Source organism: Nostoc sp. NMS9, assembly GCF_017114995.1.
Taxonomy (GTDB): Bacteria; Cyanobacteriota; Cyanobacteriia; order Cyanobacteriales; family Nostocaceae; genus Nostoc.
In genome coordinates, this window is record NZ_JABXKL010000016.1 from 1 (window position 1) to 13,775 (window position 13,775).

19 protein-coding genes are annotated in these 13,775 nt (G+C 40.7%); 11 read left to right on the forward strand and 8 right to left on the reverse strand.

What is annotated here, in order from left to right:
- Nucleotides 1–240 precede the first annotated feature (240 nt).
- Entirely contained in the window at nt 241–1,305 is a 1,065-nt protein-coding gene (locus HWQ40_RS06130) for an alpha/beta fold hydrolase (protein WP_292775642.1), read from the reverse strand.
- 157 nt (nt 1,306–1,462) lie between these two features.
- On the opposite strand from HWQ40_RS06130, the gene HWQ40_RS06135 reads away from it, so the two are divergent.
- Nucleotides 1,463–2,206, forward strand: a complete 744-nt coding sequence (locus HWQ40_RS06135; RefSeq protein ID WP_292775643.1) for a response regulator transcription factor — start codon at nt 1,463–1,465, stop codon at nt 2,204–2,206.
- Between the two features lie 226 nt (nt 2,207–2,432).
- Here HWQ40_RS06135 and HWQ40_RS06140 read toward each other — a convergent pair whose 3' ends face one another.
- Together HWQ40_RS06140 and HWQ40_RS06145 are read right to left on the reverse strand one after the other, a co-directional pair.
- Nucleotides 2,433–3,275: a methyltransferase domain-containing protein gene (locus HWQ40_RS06140; RefSeq protein WP_292775645.1), complete on the reverse strand. Its 843-nt coding sequence runs from the start codon at nt 3,273–3,275 to the stop codon at nt 2,433–2,435.
- Nucleotides 3,276–3,790: 515 nt separating this feature from the next.
- Nucleotides 3,791–4,168 carry a hypothetical protein gene (locus HWQ40_RS06145; RefSeq protein ID WP_292775646.1) on the reverse strand — a complete coding sequence of 126 codons (378 nt, stop codon included), beginning with the start codon at nt 4,166–4,168 and terminating at the stop codon, nt 3,791–3,793.
- 123 nt (nt 4,169–4,291) lie between these two features.
- On the opposite strand from HWQ40_RS06145, the gene HWQ40_RS06150 reads away from it, so the two are divergent.
- The 3 genes from HWQ40_RS06150 to HWQ40_RS06160 all read left to right on the forward strand — a co-directional run bounded on the left by HWQ40_RS06150 (nt 4,292) and on the right by HWQ40_RS06160 (nt 5,575).
- The gene (locus tag HWQ40_RS06150) at nt 4,292–4,477 is read left to right on the forward strand and encodes a hypothetical protein (RefSeq protein WP_292775647.1); all 186 of its coding nucleotides are present in this window, start codon (nt 4,292–4,294) and stop codon (nt 4,475–4,477) included.
- Between the two features lie 420 nt (nt 4,478–4,897).
- On the forward strand, nt 4,898–5,089 hold the full coding sequence (locus HWQ40_RS06155) for a hypothetical protein (protein ID WP_292775649.1): 192 nt from the start codon (nt 4,898–4,900) through the stop codon (nt 5,087–5,089).
- On the forward strand, nt 5,090–5,575 hold the full coding sequence (locus tag HWQ40_RS06160; RefSeq protein WP_292775652.1) for a protein kinase: 486 nt from the start codon (nt 5,090–5,092) through the stop codon (nt 5,573–5,575). It abuts the gene before it with no gap.
- A 267-nt stretch (nt 5,576–5,842) separates the two neighbouring features.
- Here HWQ40_RS06160 and HWQ40_RS06165 read toward each other — a convergent pair whose 3' ends face one another.
- Nucleotides 5,843–6,943 carry a tetratricopeptide repeat protein gene (locus HWQ40_RS06165; RefSeq protein ID WP_292775654.1) on the reverse strand — a complete coding sequence of 367 codons (1,101 nt, stop codon included), beginning with the start codon at nt 6,941–6,943 and terminating at the stop codon, nt 5,843–5,845.
- Nucleotides 6,944–7,053: 110 nt separating this feature from the next.
- Nucleotides 7,054–8,301: a tRNA preQ1(34) S-adenosylmethionine ribosyltransferase-isomerase QueA gene (queA, locus tag HWQ40_RS06170; RefSeq protein ID WP_292775677.1), complete on the reverse strand. Its 1,248-nt coding sequence runs from the start codon at nt 8,299–8,301 to the stop codon at nt 7,054–7,056.
- A gap of 245 nt (nt 8,302–8,546) precedes the next feature.
- Here queA and HWQ40_RS06175 point away from each other — a divergent pair, with 245 nt between their 5' ends.
- Entirely contained in the window at nt 8,547–8,936 is a 390-nt protein-coding gene (locus HWQ40_RS06175; protein ID WP_012412259.1) for a hypothetical protein, read from the forward strand.
- A gap of 70 nt (nt 8,937–9,006) precedes the next feature.
- Here the strand turns inward: HWQ40_RS06175 and HWQ40_RS06180 are convergent, their stop codons facing one another.
- On the reverse strand, nt 9,007–9,546 hold the full coding sequence (locus HWQ40_RS06180) for a YraN family protein (protein WP_292775656.1): 540 nt from the start codon (nt 9,544–9,546) through the stop codon (nt 9,007–9,009).
- An 89-nt stretch (nt 9,547–9,635) separates the two neighbouring features.
- On the opposite strand from HWQ40_RS06180, the gene HWQ40_RS06185 reads away from it, so the two are divergent.
- A complete protein-coding gene (locus HWQ40_RS06185; RefSeq protein WP_292775680.1) occupies nt 9,636–10,145 on the forward strand; it encodes a pentapeptide repeat-containing protein in 510 nt (169 codons plus the stop codon).
- A 78-nt stretch (nt 10,146–10,223) separates the two neighbouring features.
- Here the strand turns inward: HWQ40_RS06185 and HWQ40_RS06190 are convergent, their stop codons facing one another.
- Nucleotides 10,224–10,625, reverse strand: coding sequence for a hypothetical protein (locus HWQ40_RS06190; protein ID WP_292775659.1), 402 nt, complete (start codon nt 10,623–10,625; stop codon nt 10,224–10,226).
- A 163-nt stretch (nt 10,626–10,788) separates the two neighbouring features.
- Between HWQ40_RS06190 and HWQ40_RS06195 the strand changes: the two genes are divergently transcribed.
- Both HWQ40_RS06195 and HWQ40_RS06200 read left to right on the forward strand, forming a co-directional pair.
- Nucleotides 10,789–11,568 carry a Uma2 family endonuclease gene (locus HWQ40_RS06195; protein WP_292775661.1) on the forward strand — a complete coding sequence of 260 codons (780 nt, stop codon included), beginning with the start codon at nt 10,789–10,791 and terminating at the stop codon, nt 11,566–11,568.
- Between the two features lie 97 nt (nt 11,569–11,665).
- Nucleotides 11,666–11,794, forward strand: coding sequence for a hypothetical protein (locus HWQ40_RS06200; RefSeq protein ID WP_292775663.1), 129 nt, complete (start codon nt 11,666–11,668; stop codon nt 11,792–11,794).
- Nucleotides 11,795–11,803: 9 nt separating this feature from the next.
- Here the strand turns inward: HWQ40_RS06200 and HWQ40_RS06205 are convergent, their stop codons facing one another.
- Entirely contained in the window at nt 11,804–11,941 is a 138-nt protein-coding gene (locus tag HWQ40_RS06205) for a hypothetical protein (protein ID WP_292775666.1), read from the reverse strand.
- 325 nt (nt 11,942–12,266) lie between these two features.
- Between HWQ40_RS06205 and HWQ40_RS06210 the strand changes: the two genes are divergently transcribed.
- Genes HWQ40_RS06210 through HWQ40_RS06220 form a run of 3 tightly spaced genes read left to right on the forward strand, consistent with a single transcriptional unit; the run spans nt 12,267 to nt 13,745 of the window.
- Nucleotides 12,267–12,746, forward strand: a complete 480-nt coding sequence (locus tag HWQ40_RS06210) for an SMEK domain-containing protein (RefSeq protein ID WP_292775669.1) — start codon at nt 12,267–12,269, stop codon at nt 12,744–12,746.
- A 14-nt stretch (nt 12,747–12,760) separates the two neighbouring features.
- Nucleotides 12,761–13,081, forward strand: coding sequence for a hypothetical protein (locus HWQ40_RS06215; protein ID WP_292775671.1), 321 nt, complete (start codon nt 12,761–12,763; stop codon nt 13,079–13,081).
- The gene (locus tag HWQ40_RS06220; protein WP_292775674.1) at nt 13,065–13,745 is read left to right on the forward strand and encodes an NACHT domain-containing protein; all 681 of its coding nucleotides are present in this window, start codon (nt 13,065–13,067) and stop codon (nt 13,743–13,745) included. The genes HWQ40_RS06215 and HWQ40_RS06220 overlap by 17 nt, the downstream gene beginning before the upstream one ends.
- Nucleotides 13,746–13,775 lie beyond the last annotated feature (30 nt).

The window sequence follows — 13,775 nt, forward strand, 5'->3', positions numbered from 1 at the left end:
CTCCTCAATGTGATTCAGTATGTCACTCATATTTTCGTGTTAAAAAACTTCTCATGATGTTCTTTTATCACAAAATATACTATTTTGGAGATGTCTATTGATGTATCAGCATCTAAATGTAACAGAGGCTTAGACATTGTGAGCTGATTCGAGAGCTACTTCAGACGCGATCGCCTCATCGATTTCTTGTTGATGGACAGCATAGAAAGCCAAGAGCGAGTCTTCGAGCGTCATTACGAATTACAAATTACGCTGTTTCTCCAACCATTCTAAAACCCGATTCCATGCCCACCAAGGGTCAGCGTCTTGTACTTGGCGCTGGCACTCTTTACTACTCAAATAGCCAACATGACCGCCATATTGAGTGAGTAACAAATCTATTACAGAATTGCGATCACACGCATCTTGTAATTCCGGTATGATGGCTGGGTCAAAAAGTGGGTCATCAGCAGCATATAAAATCAAAGTCGGTTTCGAGATTTGCGGCAATACTTGTAAAGCACTACTAGCTTGGTAATATGCTTCCACAGAAGAAAAACCAAGTCGGTTAATTACCAGTTCATTATCAAAACCCCAAATGCTGTTCGCCCGTTCAATCGCTTCTGGCTCAAGGCTTCCAGGATGGGCATCATGTATCCGCCACGCCAGTTTTTTTAAATTTTGGGCAATCCCTGCTTCCAAATATCTGCCGAAGGGTTTTGTAACCAGATAAGATAGCGATCGCTCCGAATCCAAACTTGGACAAATCACCATACCACCGCCAATATCGCTATCTTCTAGCTTTAAATCTCCATACTCCCTAATCACCTCACCAGCAATCTTCATTGCCCATAGTGCCAATTGCCCTCCTAAAGAATACCCTGTAAACCAAAATTTCCCCGGACATCCCATTGCCTTAGCAGCAGCGGCGATGCGAACAAAATCTTCCCCCTCATACAAACCATCAGAAGTCAGAGTTGGCGACAATTCAGCGGTTTTACCGTGGGCACGCCAATCAAATAACACCACAGCGTAGCCTTGAGCGTAGGCTTTACGTCCTAGTACCCTTAAAAACCATTCTGTTTTTAATTCTCCGGTAATGCCATAAGTACCGATAATCGTGCTATGAGCATTTTCTGGGATGGCAACCAAGCCAAAAATTGGCACACCTTGGCCACCAATGAAGATTTTTTTGTGATAAGACGGTTCTGGGTCTTTAGTGCTACTTTCCCAATAACGTTTTCCCCACAAAGCGGTGTATACAGTCATCGTCACACCGTTTTGTAAAAACCAAGACGGATTGTAGGGGGGAGTATAACACATCATAGACTATAAGATTTCGTGTAATTGAGTCTTGATTTCACAGTCATTTAATCTTAATATTTATGTAAGATTTAAAAACTTTTTCATCATTGATTCAAAAATCTTTGTATCTATCAAAGGTTGTTAATTATCCTTAATAAGTAGTAATAATTTTTTAAGAATGCCGAGGATTCTTGTCATAGACGATGACCCAGCGATTTCAGAACTAGTTGCCGTCAACTTGGAAATGGCTGGCTACGATGTTAGTCAAGCTGAAGACGGCATCAAAGGTCAAGCGCTGGCTCTCCAGCTACAACCAGACTTGATCATGCTCGATTTAATGTTGCCCAGGGTAGATGGGTTTACCGTTTGCCAACGCCTGCGTCGCGATGATCGCACCTCTGAGATTCCCGTGTTAATGTTGACGGCTTTGAGCCAAACTCAGGACAAAGTGGAAGGCTTCAATGCTGGCGCAGATGACTACCTCACCAAACCTTTTGAAGTTGAAGAACTGCTGGCGCGGGTGCGGGCACTTTTGCGGCGTACTGACCGGATTCCCCAAGCCGCAAAGCACAGTGAGATTCTCAACTATGGCTCATTAACCCTGGTTCCCGAAAGATTTGAGGCAATATGGTTCAATGAGACGGTGAAATTGACTCACTTGGAATTTGAGTTACTTCACTGCTTACTGCAACGCCACGGTCAAACAGTTTCTCCCAGCGAAATCCTCAGAGAAGTTTGGGGCTACGATCCTGATGATGACATAGAAACGATTCGAGTGCATATTCGCCACTTGAGAACCAAGCTAGAACCCGATCCTCGCCATCCCCGCTATATCAAGACAGTGTATGGTGCTGGATACTGTCTTGAATTACCCGGTATACCTCCATCCAATGAAGCGGCTTCGGTAACAGTCGTTGAATAAAATCACGCTAAATTCCCTTAAACTTTGCTATCACTTAGGCAAGAACTCTCTGTAACTCTTATCCCTTACCGCAAAGTTTAAGGTTATTGGTAGAATTTACTAGTATGTAGAGATGTTGCAATACAACGTCTCTACAAGCGCATCCGTGAGATTTTAAGAAAAATTCTTAAATTGTAGTGCGATCGCGCTGTGGTGAAACAGCGCGGTCTTTTCCCAAAGAACGTTTCTACTTATTCCCACACAATAAACCAAACCGAACTAACCCACGCTCATAACCGCGACGCATCAACCCCAATGATAACGCCCCTTGAATGGTAGTCCAACCGGCATTGAGTAAGCCCCAAAGTGCTTGGGGAGTGAACGCCGAATCAATTACTACATTCCAAAAGGGGGCGACGGCGGTTGACCAATCGGCGGTGCGAATATTGTTTAATGGAAGTTGACGTGCGATCGCTTCATACTCTGGTAAAGAAATCACATAAGGCAAACAATACACCCGATAAATATCCTGCAAATGCTTTTCCTCATCTGCCGTCAGTTGTAACTTATCAGTCGGTCGATGACACCAAGTCACCATAATTAACTTGCCGCCAGGTTTCAATACCCGATAACATTCCTGGAGAAACTTAGTTTTATCTGGCATGTGTTCACCGCTTTCCAGCGACCAAACCAAATCAAAAGAATTGTCAGCAAAAGGCATTGCTTGAGCATTGGCCACCTGAAACTGAGTTCTCAGACTCAAATTTGCTTCCGTTGCGCGTTCTGTTGCTCTGGCAGCTTGCACAGGACTCAAAGTAATTCCTGTAGCCTTACCATTAAACTTTTCTGCCAGGTATAAAGAACTGCCACCAATGCCACAACCCACATCGAGGATATTTTCTGCTGCTTGTACCCCTGCCCAATTGAGCAGTTCTTCGATTAAATCAATTTGAGCTTGACGACGGTCTTTTTTCTGGCTGCCATCAGCCCCGTAGTAGCCGTGGTGCATGTGTTCGCCCCAAATCTGTTCCCACAGACCAGAGGAAGCATCGTAGAACTGCTGAATTTGCTGGTAAAGTGTTGCATTCATGAAAAAAGTAGTATTGAGACAAAGTAGAATTCAAAAAAAACATACAGGTAGGGTAGTATGTGTAAGCTAACGAAAAATCAGTACTTTCAGCTTATAAATTAGAAAAAATGCTCATTTAATGCTCAAAGACTATATTTTAAGTAATTAATAGTAATATAAGTATCAATTAATACTCACTATTTATGCTCAATATATGCTCACACACTAATCATCTCGTATAAACTCCAAATAATACTCTAAGTCTAAACCACACCTTACCATACAAGGATTCTAGCTATTTTTAGCGCTATGGCACTTATTTTTAACTCTGAATTCCATCATTCCCTTGCCAGTAGTAAGTTGTAGGGCATTTTTGGCGGAAGTTAGAGCGAATAGAAAAAGGTAGTACAAAAATACTGTCTATCTATCCGTTAAGTCTAAAGTTCTCCAAGTAATACTCCAAGAACTTGGAACATAACCGCAAAAAAAGACCTCCCATGAGGTCTTTAACTATTGACTTGAAATTTTTACTCTATCTACTCACCTAATAGATACATAACCTCTTCTAACTTCTGTTTAGCTTTGTAGAGATTGATTAGTGTTTGCTGTTCCCATGACTGAGGAGCGTGTAGCCTCCTTTCTTCCATCGTCAGCTTGATAAGTGCTGCCTGTTCATCGGTTGGATCATTCATTTGATCCAATGCAGCACCAATATTTTGAAAAGCCTCAAAGCTCAATTTTTTTATTCCTCTTCCTTCCTTCATCTGATTGAGTGCGATCGCAGGGAAGGCTATAAGTGAAGTAACGTAGCTAGTTTTATATCCAGCGTTACCAGTTGGTTTTAAACCATAACGACGGCATAAATCACGTAACTCTTGGATAGTTTTGCTTTCAAGTTCTGTTCGTGTAAACATAGAGTAGCCATTTTCTAAAAGTGGTATCGGTAGGTAACAACTTTCTCAGGGTAAATTGCCTACCGAATTAAAACTGTATTTCGATGCTTGCTCCGAAACAAGCTATATTTACATCTCTCAACAATGCCTAACCGTAAGGGTAATCCTCAAAACTTTGACAATCCGCCAAGTAAAGAATTAACTGAAAATGTTACTTTTAGAGCTACCAAGGAAATGAAGGAAGAAATACAGAAACAGGATAATCCAGCACAGTTTTGTAGAGATGCCGTTCAAAAAGCACTGGATGAAAAGAAAGGAAGGCAACAGTAATTAGAGCTTTATTTCTAGCATTCTGTCTAAACTATAGATAGTTGAAAAGCAATATATATAACAGATTTAAGGCTAGGGCTAGGATTAAAAAAATGACTCTAGCCTTAAATTTATAGCTGTATCTCTGACTGCGTTAGAACTTTGGCGCGTCCGTGCCGATTGATTTTCATCGCGCTTCTGTAGACCCTGTGATCCAAAGCCTACAATGAATTGACCCATCATTGATTGGATAGGTCAACGTTTATTTAGCAATTTAAAACGTAAAAATTCTATTTCCCAACATTTCCCCATAACCATTAACTTACTTGTCCGGAGCTTGACAGCTTTTCTGTAATACAGTATGGTGTGTTACTCAATGTGCCAAAACTCATCGACATACTAAGATAAAGCCCTAAAAGCGCAAGCGATAGAAGAATATTTATGAGCAAAAATTTGTTTGGAAACCGATGGGAAAAAACTAAAGCAGAAGCTTTTGGTCAAGGAGGACAAGGCTCAATATATCTTGTCAAAGATATAAATAATCCGACATCAAATAAAGTTTTCGCTCTTAAAAAGCTAAATAATCCTAAGAGATTGTCGAGATTTAGGCAAGAAGTAAAATCAATTCAATAATTGAATAAAACCCCGCATCCAGGGGTATTTCCTATTAAAGATTGCTCTTTAGAAGAGGAACCATTTTATTTTGTTACTGAGTATTACGGAGATGATGTCTTAAGCAAGAAAGCTCCTTTAGAAGTTACTGAAGCTCTTACAATTTTTATCCAAATCTGTGAAATAATTAATTATATACATGAAAAAAATATAGTACACCGAGATTTAAAGCCAGATAATATAGTTTTAAGTAATGGACAAGCTATAATTCTTGATTTTGGTTTATGTTTTAATTTAAACAATGATTTGGATTGTGATATTGACGATATGGATGATAACTTTCGTATGACTGAAACTATTGAGCAAATTTTTATCTCTAAGTTCTTGAAGTATTACTTGAAGAACATCAACTGCATCAATCAAAATCAAGGCTCTCCCAAGCTTGGGCTATCCATTACCCGGATCTTTCTCAACACTTGTGAGAGTATTCACTCATGTTTTTTCTAACCCTTATGATTTCGTCGTTAATTCTCAATAAAAACGTAGTTTTATGGAGAATAATAAGGGTACATTTGTCAAGGATGCTTAAGACATCAGTATCCAAGATGGTTATAAAACCAGGGTTTCAAGATTGTAAAGAAAGATGTGACTAATGGATAGCAAGCTTGGGAGAGGGACTTTAAAATTCGCTCCCCTTCTCCCAATTTTGGGAGAAGGGGTTGGGGGATGAGGGCAAATTTTACATTTTTACAAATCGCCTTAACTCTGAGTTTATTATTGTTCGGGACTTGTTGAAGTGGATTGTGGTTCAACTGAGACAGGCACATCACCAGGGTTCGCGGGTATTTCTGGTTGATTTGGCGTCTGTGGCTCAGGTGTTTGTGCTGTAGAATCTGAACTCTGAGAAGGATTAACTGTTTGACTGGCTTGAGGTTGCTGTTGCCCACTTTTCTGAGCAATTTGCTGCATTAGCTGCTCAATTTTCTGGGCTTGTTCAATGTTGCCTTGCTCACGATATTCATTGTGAGCGCGTTTCAAAACTCCACTGGCTTTTTTGAACTCGCCCTGATTATATAAAGTTACTCCCAAGTTATAGTAAGTTGAGGCGCTTTTCGGATTTAGGCGAATAGCTTGCTGATAAACAGAAATAGCCTCAGGAGCTTGACCATGCATTGCTAGCAAATTTGCCATATTGCTGTAGGCTGTGGCATTTTTAGGATCTAGCTTCAAAGCTTGGCGATAAGTGGCGATCGCAGGCTCTATTTGACCTTGTTGTTGCAAGGCGATCGCTAAGTTAAGATAAATATTGGCATTGCTGCTATCTAGATTAATGGCTTTTTGGTATGCAGCGATCGCTTCCTCTAACTTTCCTTGTTCATACAGCAACAAACCCAGATTATACAGTGCTGCCACCCTTGTGGAATCTATCACTAAGCTCTGGCGATAAGCCGTAATTGCTGCATCTTTTTCTCCTTGTCGGTGCAACACTAACCCTAAATTGTAATAAGCTTCGCTAAAATTGGGATTAACTTTAATCGCCTCTGTAAATTCTTGTAAAGCTTCATCCAGGCGATTTTGCTCGATAAATATATTACCCAGATAATTCCGTGCTGCCCCAAGGTTAGGATCTCGCTGCAACGCTTGGCGAAAGGCATATTCTGCACCTTGTAAGTCTTGGCGGTTATAGCGCGTGACTCCCTGCTGAAAAAAGCTAGCTGCTTCGAGATTCTGAGAAATTGCAGTTTCTGCCAGCAGCTTGCTGACTGGGAAATTAGTAATTGTCGGTGCAGCCAAGAGCAAAAATGTAGAACAGCCACCGAGTGTTACCTGACAAAATAAATTTAACCAATGAGAAAATGGGTATTTTTCAGACATTAATAGCAGACCTGTACTTATTTTTAACTCCTCATAAGTCAGAGTACCCACCACGAAAGAAAAAATTCCAAATTCTCAACTTTTAACTCCTAACTCCTAACTCCTAACTCCTAACTTCGCACTCCCACAGCTGACGGCAAAATTAGCATGGCATCACCGAATGAATAAAAGCGATATCCAAAAGCGATCGCTTCGTTGTATATATTCAATAATCGTTGTCTGCCAATTAAGGCACTTACCAACATCAACAAACTGGAACGCGGTAAGTGAAAATTCGTAATCAAACCATCCACCACCCGCCATTGGTAGCCGGGATAAATAAACAAGTCTGTTTTCCCGCAAAATGGTTGTAAATTACCAGATTGAGCCGCCCCTTCTAAAGCCCGTACTGCCGTTGTTCCCACAGCAATAATTCGACCGCCAGCAGCTTTAGTGGCGCGGATTTGCTCTACTGTGGCGGCGGGAACTTCAATCCATTCTTCATGCATCTGATGGGTAGTTACGTCCTCTACTTCCACAGGGCGAAATGTGCCGACACCAACGTGTAGCGTTACAAAAGCTTGATTGATTTTGCGATCGCGCAACTTTTGTAATAATTCTGGGGTAAAGTGTAATCCTGCCGTCGGAGCTGCGATCGCTCCTGGCTGTTTAGCATAAACTGTCTGATACTGATCATCAGCAGCTGAGGAGGCAGTAATGTATGGTGGTAACGGTACTTCACCAAATACCTCTAACAGTTGCACCAAAGTCTTTCCCTCTGGTACATCAAATTGCAACAAACGCCCCCCGGTTGCTGCATCTGTTTCTAAAACCGTAGCCGTGAGGAGATGAGGGGATGAGGAGGATGAGGGGGATAAAGAAATTAATTTATCTCCCTCATCTCCCCCTACTCCCTTATCTCCCCCTGCTCCCTCATCTCCCCCTACTCTCCCCGCTTCCCTTGGTTCAAAAATAATCTTCGTTCCCTGTTTGAAGCTTTTTCCTGGCTTAACTAAAGCTAACCAACAGTTATACTGCCGTTCTTCCAACAGCAACACCTGAATTTTCGCACCAGTGGATTTATAACCATAAAGCCGCGCTGGAATGACCCTTGTATTGTTCATAACCAACAAATCACCAGAGTGCAATAGTGCAGGTAAATCATGGAAAATATGGTGTAGGGATGCTGTTTTGATGCTTGTAGTAGGAGAATTAACTACCAGTAACCGTGAGCTATCTCTAGGAACTGCTGGGTTTTGGGCAATGAGTTCTGGAGGTAGTTTGTAGTCATAGCCAGCTACTGAGCAATCTAATTCCAAATCTTTTTCTTGTGGGCTAGAAGTATCTTTCAAATTGGCTTGTACTAGTTTTTGCTTTATTTAGTATTTATACTCTCTTAAAAAGGCTGGGTTAAGTTTTCCCTTCTAAAGGAACTTTAAGGCATCTTCGCTCAGTTTTGTCGCTAGGCTATAAGATTGTTACTATTAAGTAACACGGAAAAATTAACATAAAAATTGGGTAAACCTCCCCATCTAAAAACGGGGGCTTTTACCCTACCGGGAACAGGCACTTATTGACGAATATAGATATGTAGGATTGGCTTTGATCCCAAGCACCAACAAACATGGAATACTTGTACTATCTGGCAAATGCCAGTCTAACCCTGAGGGTCGTTCAACACCTCCACGCTAGACCCCAGACACCAGTTTCGTTCGTCACCGTAATTCATCAAATTGATGGCTGGGTGGTTAGGATCAAACTCAAAGGTCAAGTTTCGCCCCAAGAAGATGGCGACTTTCGTGCTTTTCTAAATGAATTAGGAATTAGCTACGAACCGCCAATGAGGGTGCAAATGGCACTTTGGAGTTTGGAAGCGGGACAGTGTCCTGTGGATGTGATGCGTCGTTATCAGGTAGCGATCGTTTCTCATGGTAGCCCAGAGAGAGACGAAATTGAAGCGTTCCGGCAACAGTTTGTCCGGGGCTTAGGTTACTGTCCAGAAACTTTGGCGTGACACTATTTGGTTGTAACGCCACTACAAAATTATTGGTCATTGGTAATCAAAATATTTTATCGATTACCGATTAAGCATTATCAATTGAAGAGTCAAAAGCTGCCAGAATGTATTCTTGCAGCTTAAACTTGTATCCGGGTATTGATGAAGTAGCTAGAGGTTCTTGGTTTGCTGTAACCCCAGTCAGATTTTTTGATATCCTTTGACAGTAGACAATAGCAACATCAAATCGACAAGAATAATCTGCCTTCTCAGGGTACTGGGCTAAGAATATTCCAGCTGTACGCCAGATTTTTGCTTGCTTTTGTAGGGTGATTGCGCTTCTTCCCCCTGCATCCCAACTACCTGAACTGCGAGTTTTGACTTCAACAAATGCCAATATTGAGTGCTGAGTCCTGAGTTTTCCTACTTCTCCCCTGCTCCCCTGCTCCCCTGCTTCCTTTGCTTCCTCTGCTTTTCTAGCATATTCAGCGATGATATCAATTTCCCCCCAGCGGCTAGAAAAGCGACGATGGAGAATTATCCAACCTGTAGATTGCAACCATTGGGCAACTAGGTCTTCTCCTAATGAACCAATATCTGGATAATGAGATGGAGGAAGGTTAGCCATTGACTAAAAATATCATGAATTCTGTGAATTCTAGGTTAAGCGATCGCACAACGGGTTTTACACTCAACTTATCCAGCACTGAGTTGGAATTGAAGCGTAAAACAAACCATCACATTTGGGCAAGTATACTCAGCTTATTCCTCTGGGGAATAGTTAGCATCACCGCAACGGTCGGTTTTGCTCCAACAGCTTTGGCACTCGAATATAATAAGGAAATTTTGGTTGAGGCTGATTTCTCAGGACGTGATTTAACAGACTCCAGCTTTACTAAAGCTAATCTTCGTCAGAGCAACTTCAGCCGAGCTAATTTGAACGGTGTCAGTTTCTTTGCAGCAAATTTAGAGTCTGCGAATTTGGAGGGTTCTGATTTAAGAAATGCCACTTTAGACTCGGCTCGTTTAGTCAGAGCAAATTTGACAAATGCACTGTTGGAAGGTGCTTTTGCTGCTAACGCCAGATTTGATGGTGCAATCATTGACGGGGCAGATTTTACCGATACGCTGCTGCGTCCCGATGAGCAAAAAAAATTGTGCAAACTTGCCAAAGGGACTAATCCTATTACAGGACGAGATACGCGTGACACGTTGTTTTGTCCTTAGTATTTTTTAGCTGGGAATTGGGCATTGGGCATTGTGCATTGCTTATTTCCCATTCCCTACTCATAAAATATTGAGCAACTACCAACCACTCGCACCAATCTTTTGACAAACAATTTTCATACCTTTGCCTGGTGAAGAACTTGCTACAAAAGGGATTTCTCCTTTTTCTTTATCCTCTTCAAGTAGCTGTCCTTCTGGCCCGTAAATCGCAATGCGATTGCGAAACAGCCGCGATTCTTTGCACGATGCATCAAAGGTAGTCTCGAAGATGCCATCTCCATAGATCCCGTAAAGCTTGTATATCGTGCCCTTAATCGTTTCCGTGTCCAAAGCTACGCTGTTTCCTAATTTATCATGCCCTACAGTGATATATCTTTGTGCATCTTGAGCGATGGCTGCGCCAACACCTTCGGCGATCGCACTACCATTACTCAATAAAATAGCGATCGCACCCACAATCCCGCCTATTTTAAAATACATACAGTTTCAAAATATAAGATTTCATATATTTCTATCCGCAATCAAAGGGTTTTGGCAGGGTAGAAGCACTGAAATCAAGACAGAGCAAGGTTGTTATACTAGGTTGTAATACATTATGGGAAGCGTAAAGCACTAAATAAATAGCTGCAATATTTTTCAAAGTATGAGTGAAACACTTGCTGATATTGCCATACCGCCCCAGTTTCCCGATCACACTCAGCTACCAGAGTCTGATGGTACGTTTGTGAAAAATTTTCAAGAGCATCCCCAAACTGTCATTTTGACAGACTCAATTGCTCAAGTTTTGCAACGCTTACATCCAGATGGACAGTATTGCATTGGCCAAGATTGTGGTATTTACTGGCGAGAAACCGGTCCACCAGAAAAAGGAGCAGCAGCACCCGACTGGTTTTATGTCCCTGGTGTAGCACCAAGGCTAGATGGCAAAAACCGTCGCTCCTATGTTTTGTGGCGAGAATACATACCTCCATTGATTGCCATAGAACTAGCTAGTGGTAATGGCGATGAAGAACGAGATGTCACCCCTTTACCTCTAGCTGGTAGTCAGGAAGGCGCAAAACCAGGTAAATTTTGGGTATATGAGCGAGTAATCCGAATTCCCTACTATGCCATTTATGAAATCAGTAATGACAAACTGGAGGTCTATCACCTGGTAGATTTTTCATACCACAAGATGCAGCCTAATGAGCGAGGCCACTACCCAATTCCTCCTTTAGGAGTAGAACTAGGGTTATGGCAGGGAAGCTACTTGAATAATCCTGAGCAATTTTGGTTGCGCTGGTGGGATTTAGAGGGAAATCTTTTACTGATTGGTCAAGAAGAAGCTGAGTTGCAAAGGCAAAGGGCCCAGCAAGCAGAACAAAAAGCTGCACAATTAGCAGAACGGCTCAGGGCAATGGGTATCGACCCAGATGTAGAGTAATATTTACTAACGTTATGGCAAGCCGAAAAACTTAGTAATCACAGGCAAAAGCTTACCACAAAGTTCAACCAGCTTTTCAGTAGTAGGTAAATCAGCGATGTCTACGACGGGCTACGCCAACGCACCTTTCAATAACTTGAGGGCTGTTTTTGCTATCTTCTGCATGGCTCCATCTTTTGGGTTTGGCAATGGGGCGATCGCATCTGCGTTCAAATGGGAACTATAAGAAAATAAGCTAATCCTTCAAATCCTGTAGCGATCGCCTCAAAGCAGCAAATGGTAAAAAAGCTTGAACAATCACTAAAGTAAGAAACTTTAGCGTGGCATTTCTTATCAATGGTTGGCACAGCCCAGCCAAAGGTTTTGAGAGCATCTTCCTCACATTTTTCTTGCGCGGTATTGGCTCTTGGGTGATCGCAAATCAGGGAAAGATTAAATCGATAGCATTGCAGCTTGATCTCAGCTTTGGGGTCTATTGCTACTCACGCTCCAATTAAAAGCGTAAGTAGCTGCCAAGCATAAATTTACGTGTATTCTGGTTAATTTGCTACAATGAAGCGAATCAAAACTCAATTCATATAGTAGTCTGTCAAATTCATTTTGACGGTTAGAAAGACGCGATAAATCGCCGTCTCTACAGGAAATTTATCCGTCAATTAGTTCTTGACAGACTAATAGTAGGTATAGCAATATAGAACATGCATCTTGAGCAAACGCAACAGAGAATAAGAAATTTAATGTCATTTTTTGTGACAGAGATCAAGGCTGCTACAGCGATGGAGAAAACAGATATAAACAAAGTATCTGAGAATGTATTAATACCTCTCTTTGCAGAAATTTACGGCTTTAAAAATCTTAAAAACTTGAATTTTACAGAAGGTAGTAACTTTCCTGGTATTGATTTAGGTGATGAAACAGCAAAAGTTGCTTTTCAGATTACAGCTACGCCTAATATTAACAAGATAAAGCACACATTAAATAAATTTATCGAATATGAATTATATAAAAAATATGATAGATTAATTATTTATATTTTGCTAGAAAGCAAAATTCTTATTCAAATAAAGAAATTAATAAAATCATCCAAGGTAAGCTTAATTTCAATCCCAAGCAAGATATTTTGGATTATCGCGACGTACTCAAAGCTATTAATCAATTTCAAATTGAGAAAGCATTAAGCATAAAAACCCTTTTGGAAGAAAATTTTGGCACTGGTAAAATGCAAGTTGAGAGTGAAGAATTAGTAGATGGTTCTCATAAAAAATTAAACTCAGAACTTGAGGAGACTTTAAAACTGTATTTTACGAAATGTTTTGAGGATGATGAATTTGCAGAATTAGACCAAGCAGGCGAAACTGATCCAGAAAGTCGTACATTGCTAGAACAGATATTTATTGATCTTGATATTAAAATTAGAGGTGAAAAACCTATTAAGTTAAGGTTAGAGGATTTGCCTGAATCAACCAGAAGAAAATTTTTTTACTTAGAAGAAGCAGATGACATCCCTTTTTGAAACAGATCAATCTACTAATCTCACGGTCATGGATTGTCTTTTGGAAGAGTATTATACCAGGGTTGTAGTTATTGGTGGCCCTGGGAAGGGGAAATCTACACTGGGGCAGCAGTTAGCGCAGGTACATCGTGCCAAGTTGATTGGAAAAAAAGATTATCAATCTAAAAAACCTAAAACTGTAAGGATTCCCTTTCGGATTGTACTCAAGCACTTTGCCCAATGGCTTGCTAAAAAGCCTGATTTGGATAGCTTAGAAGCTTATATAGCTGAGAGGATGGGCGTAATAACCTCACGGACTAACTTAGTATCCCCAAAAGATATTCAAGATATTCTTTGCTGCCGTCCTTGCCTTTTGATTTTAGATGGACTGGATGAAGTCGGAATTACTGAATTACAAGAGAAGATGCTGGTACGCATTAAAAACTTTCTGTCAGTAGCAGAAAGTTTAAATGCTGATTTAATGGTAGTAGGAAGTTCTAGACCAAAAGAATTTGATAAACAGTATAAAAGTTACTTTAATACTAAAGAATTTTTGCATTTAGAACTAGTCGATATGTCAGCCCAAAAAGTTAATGAATATGCTGATAAATGGGTATTAGCAAAAAAAATAAAAGATGAAGAAAAACAAAGAATAATTTCGGTTCTTCAGTACCTGTTATGCTAAACAATTAAATTTCAAGATGAAAAAATGTAA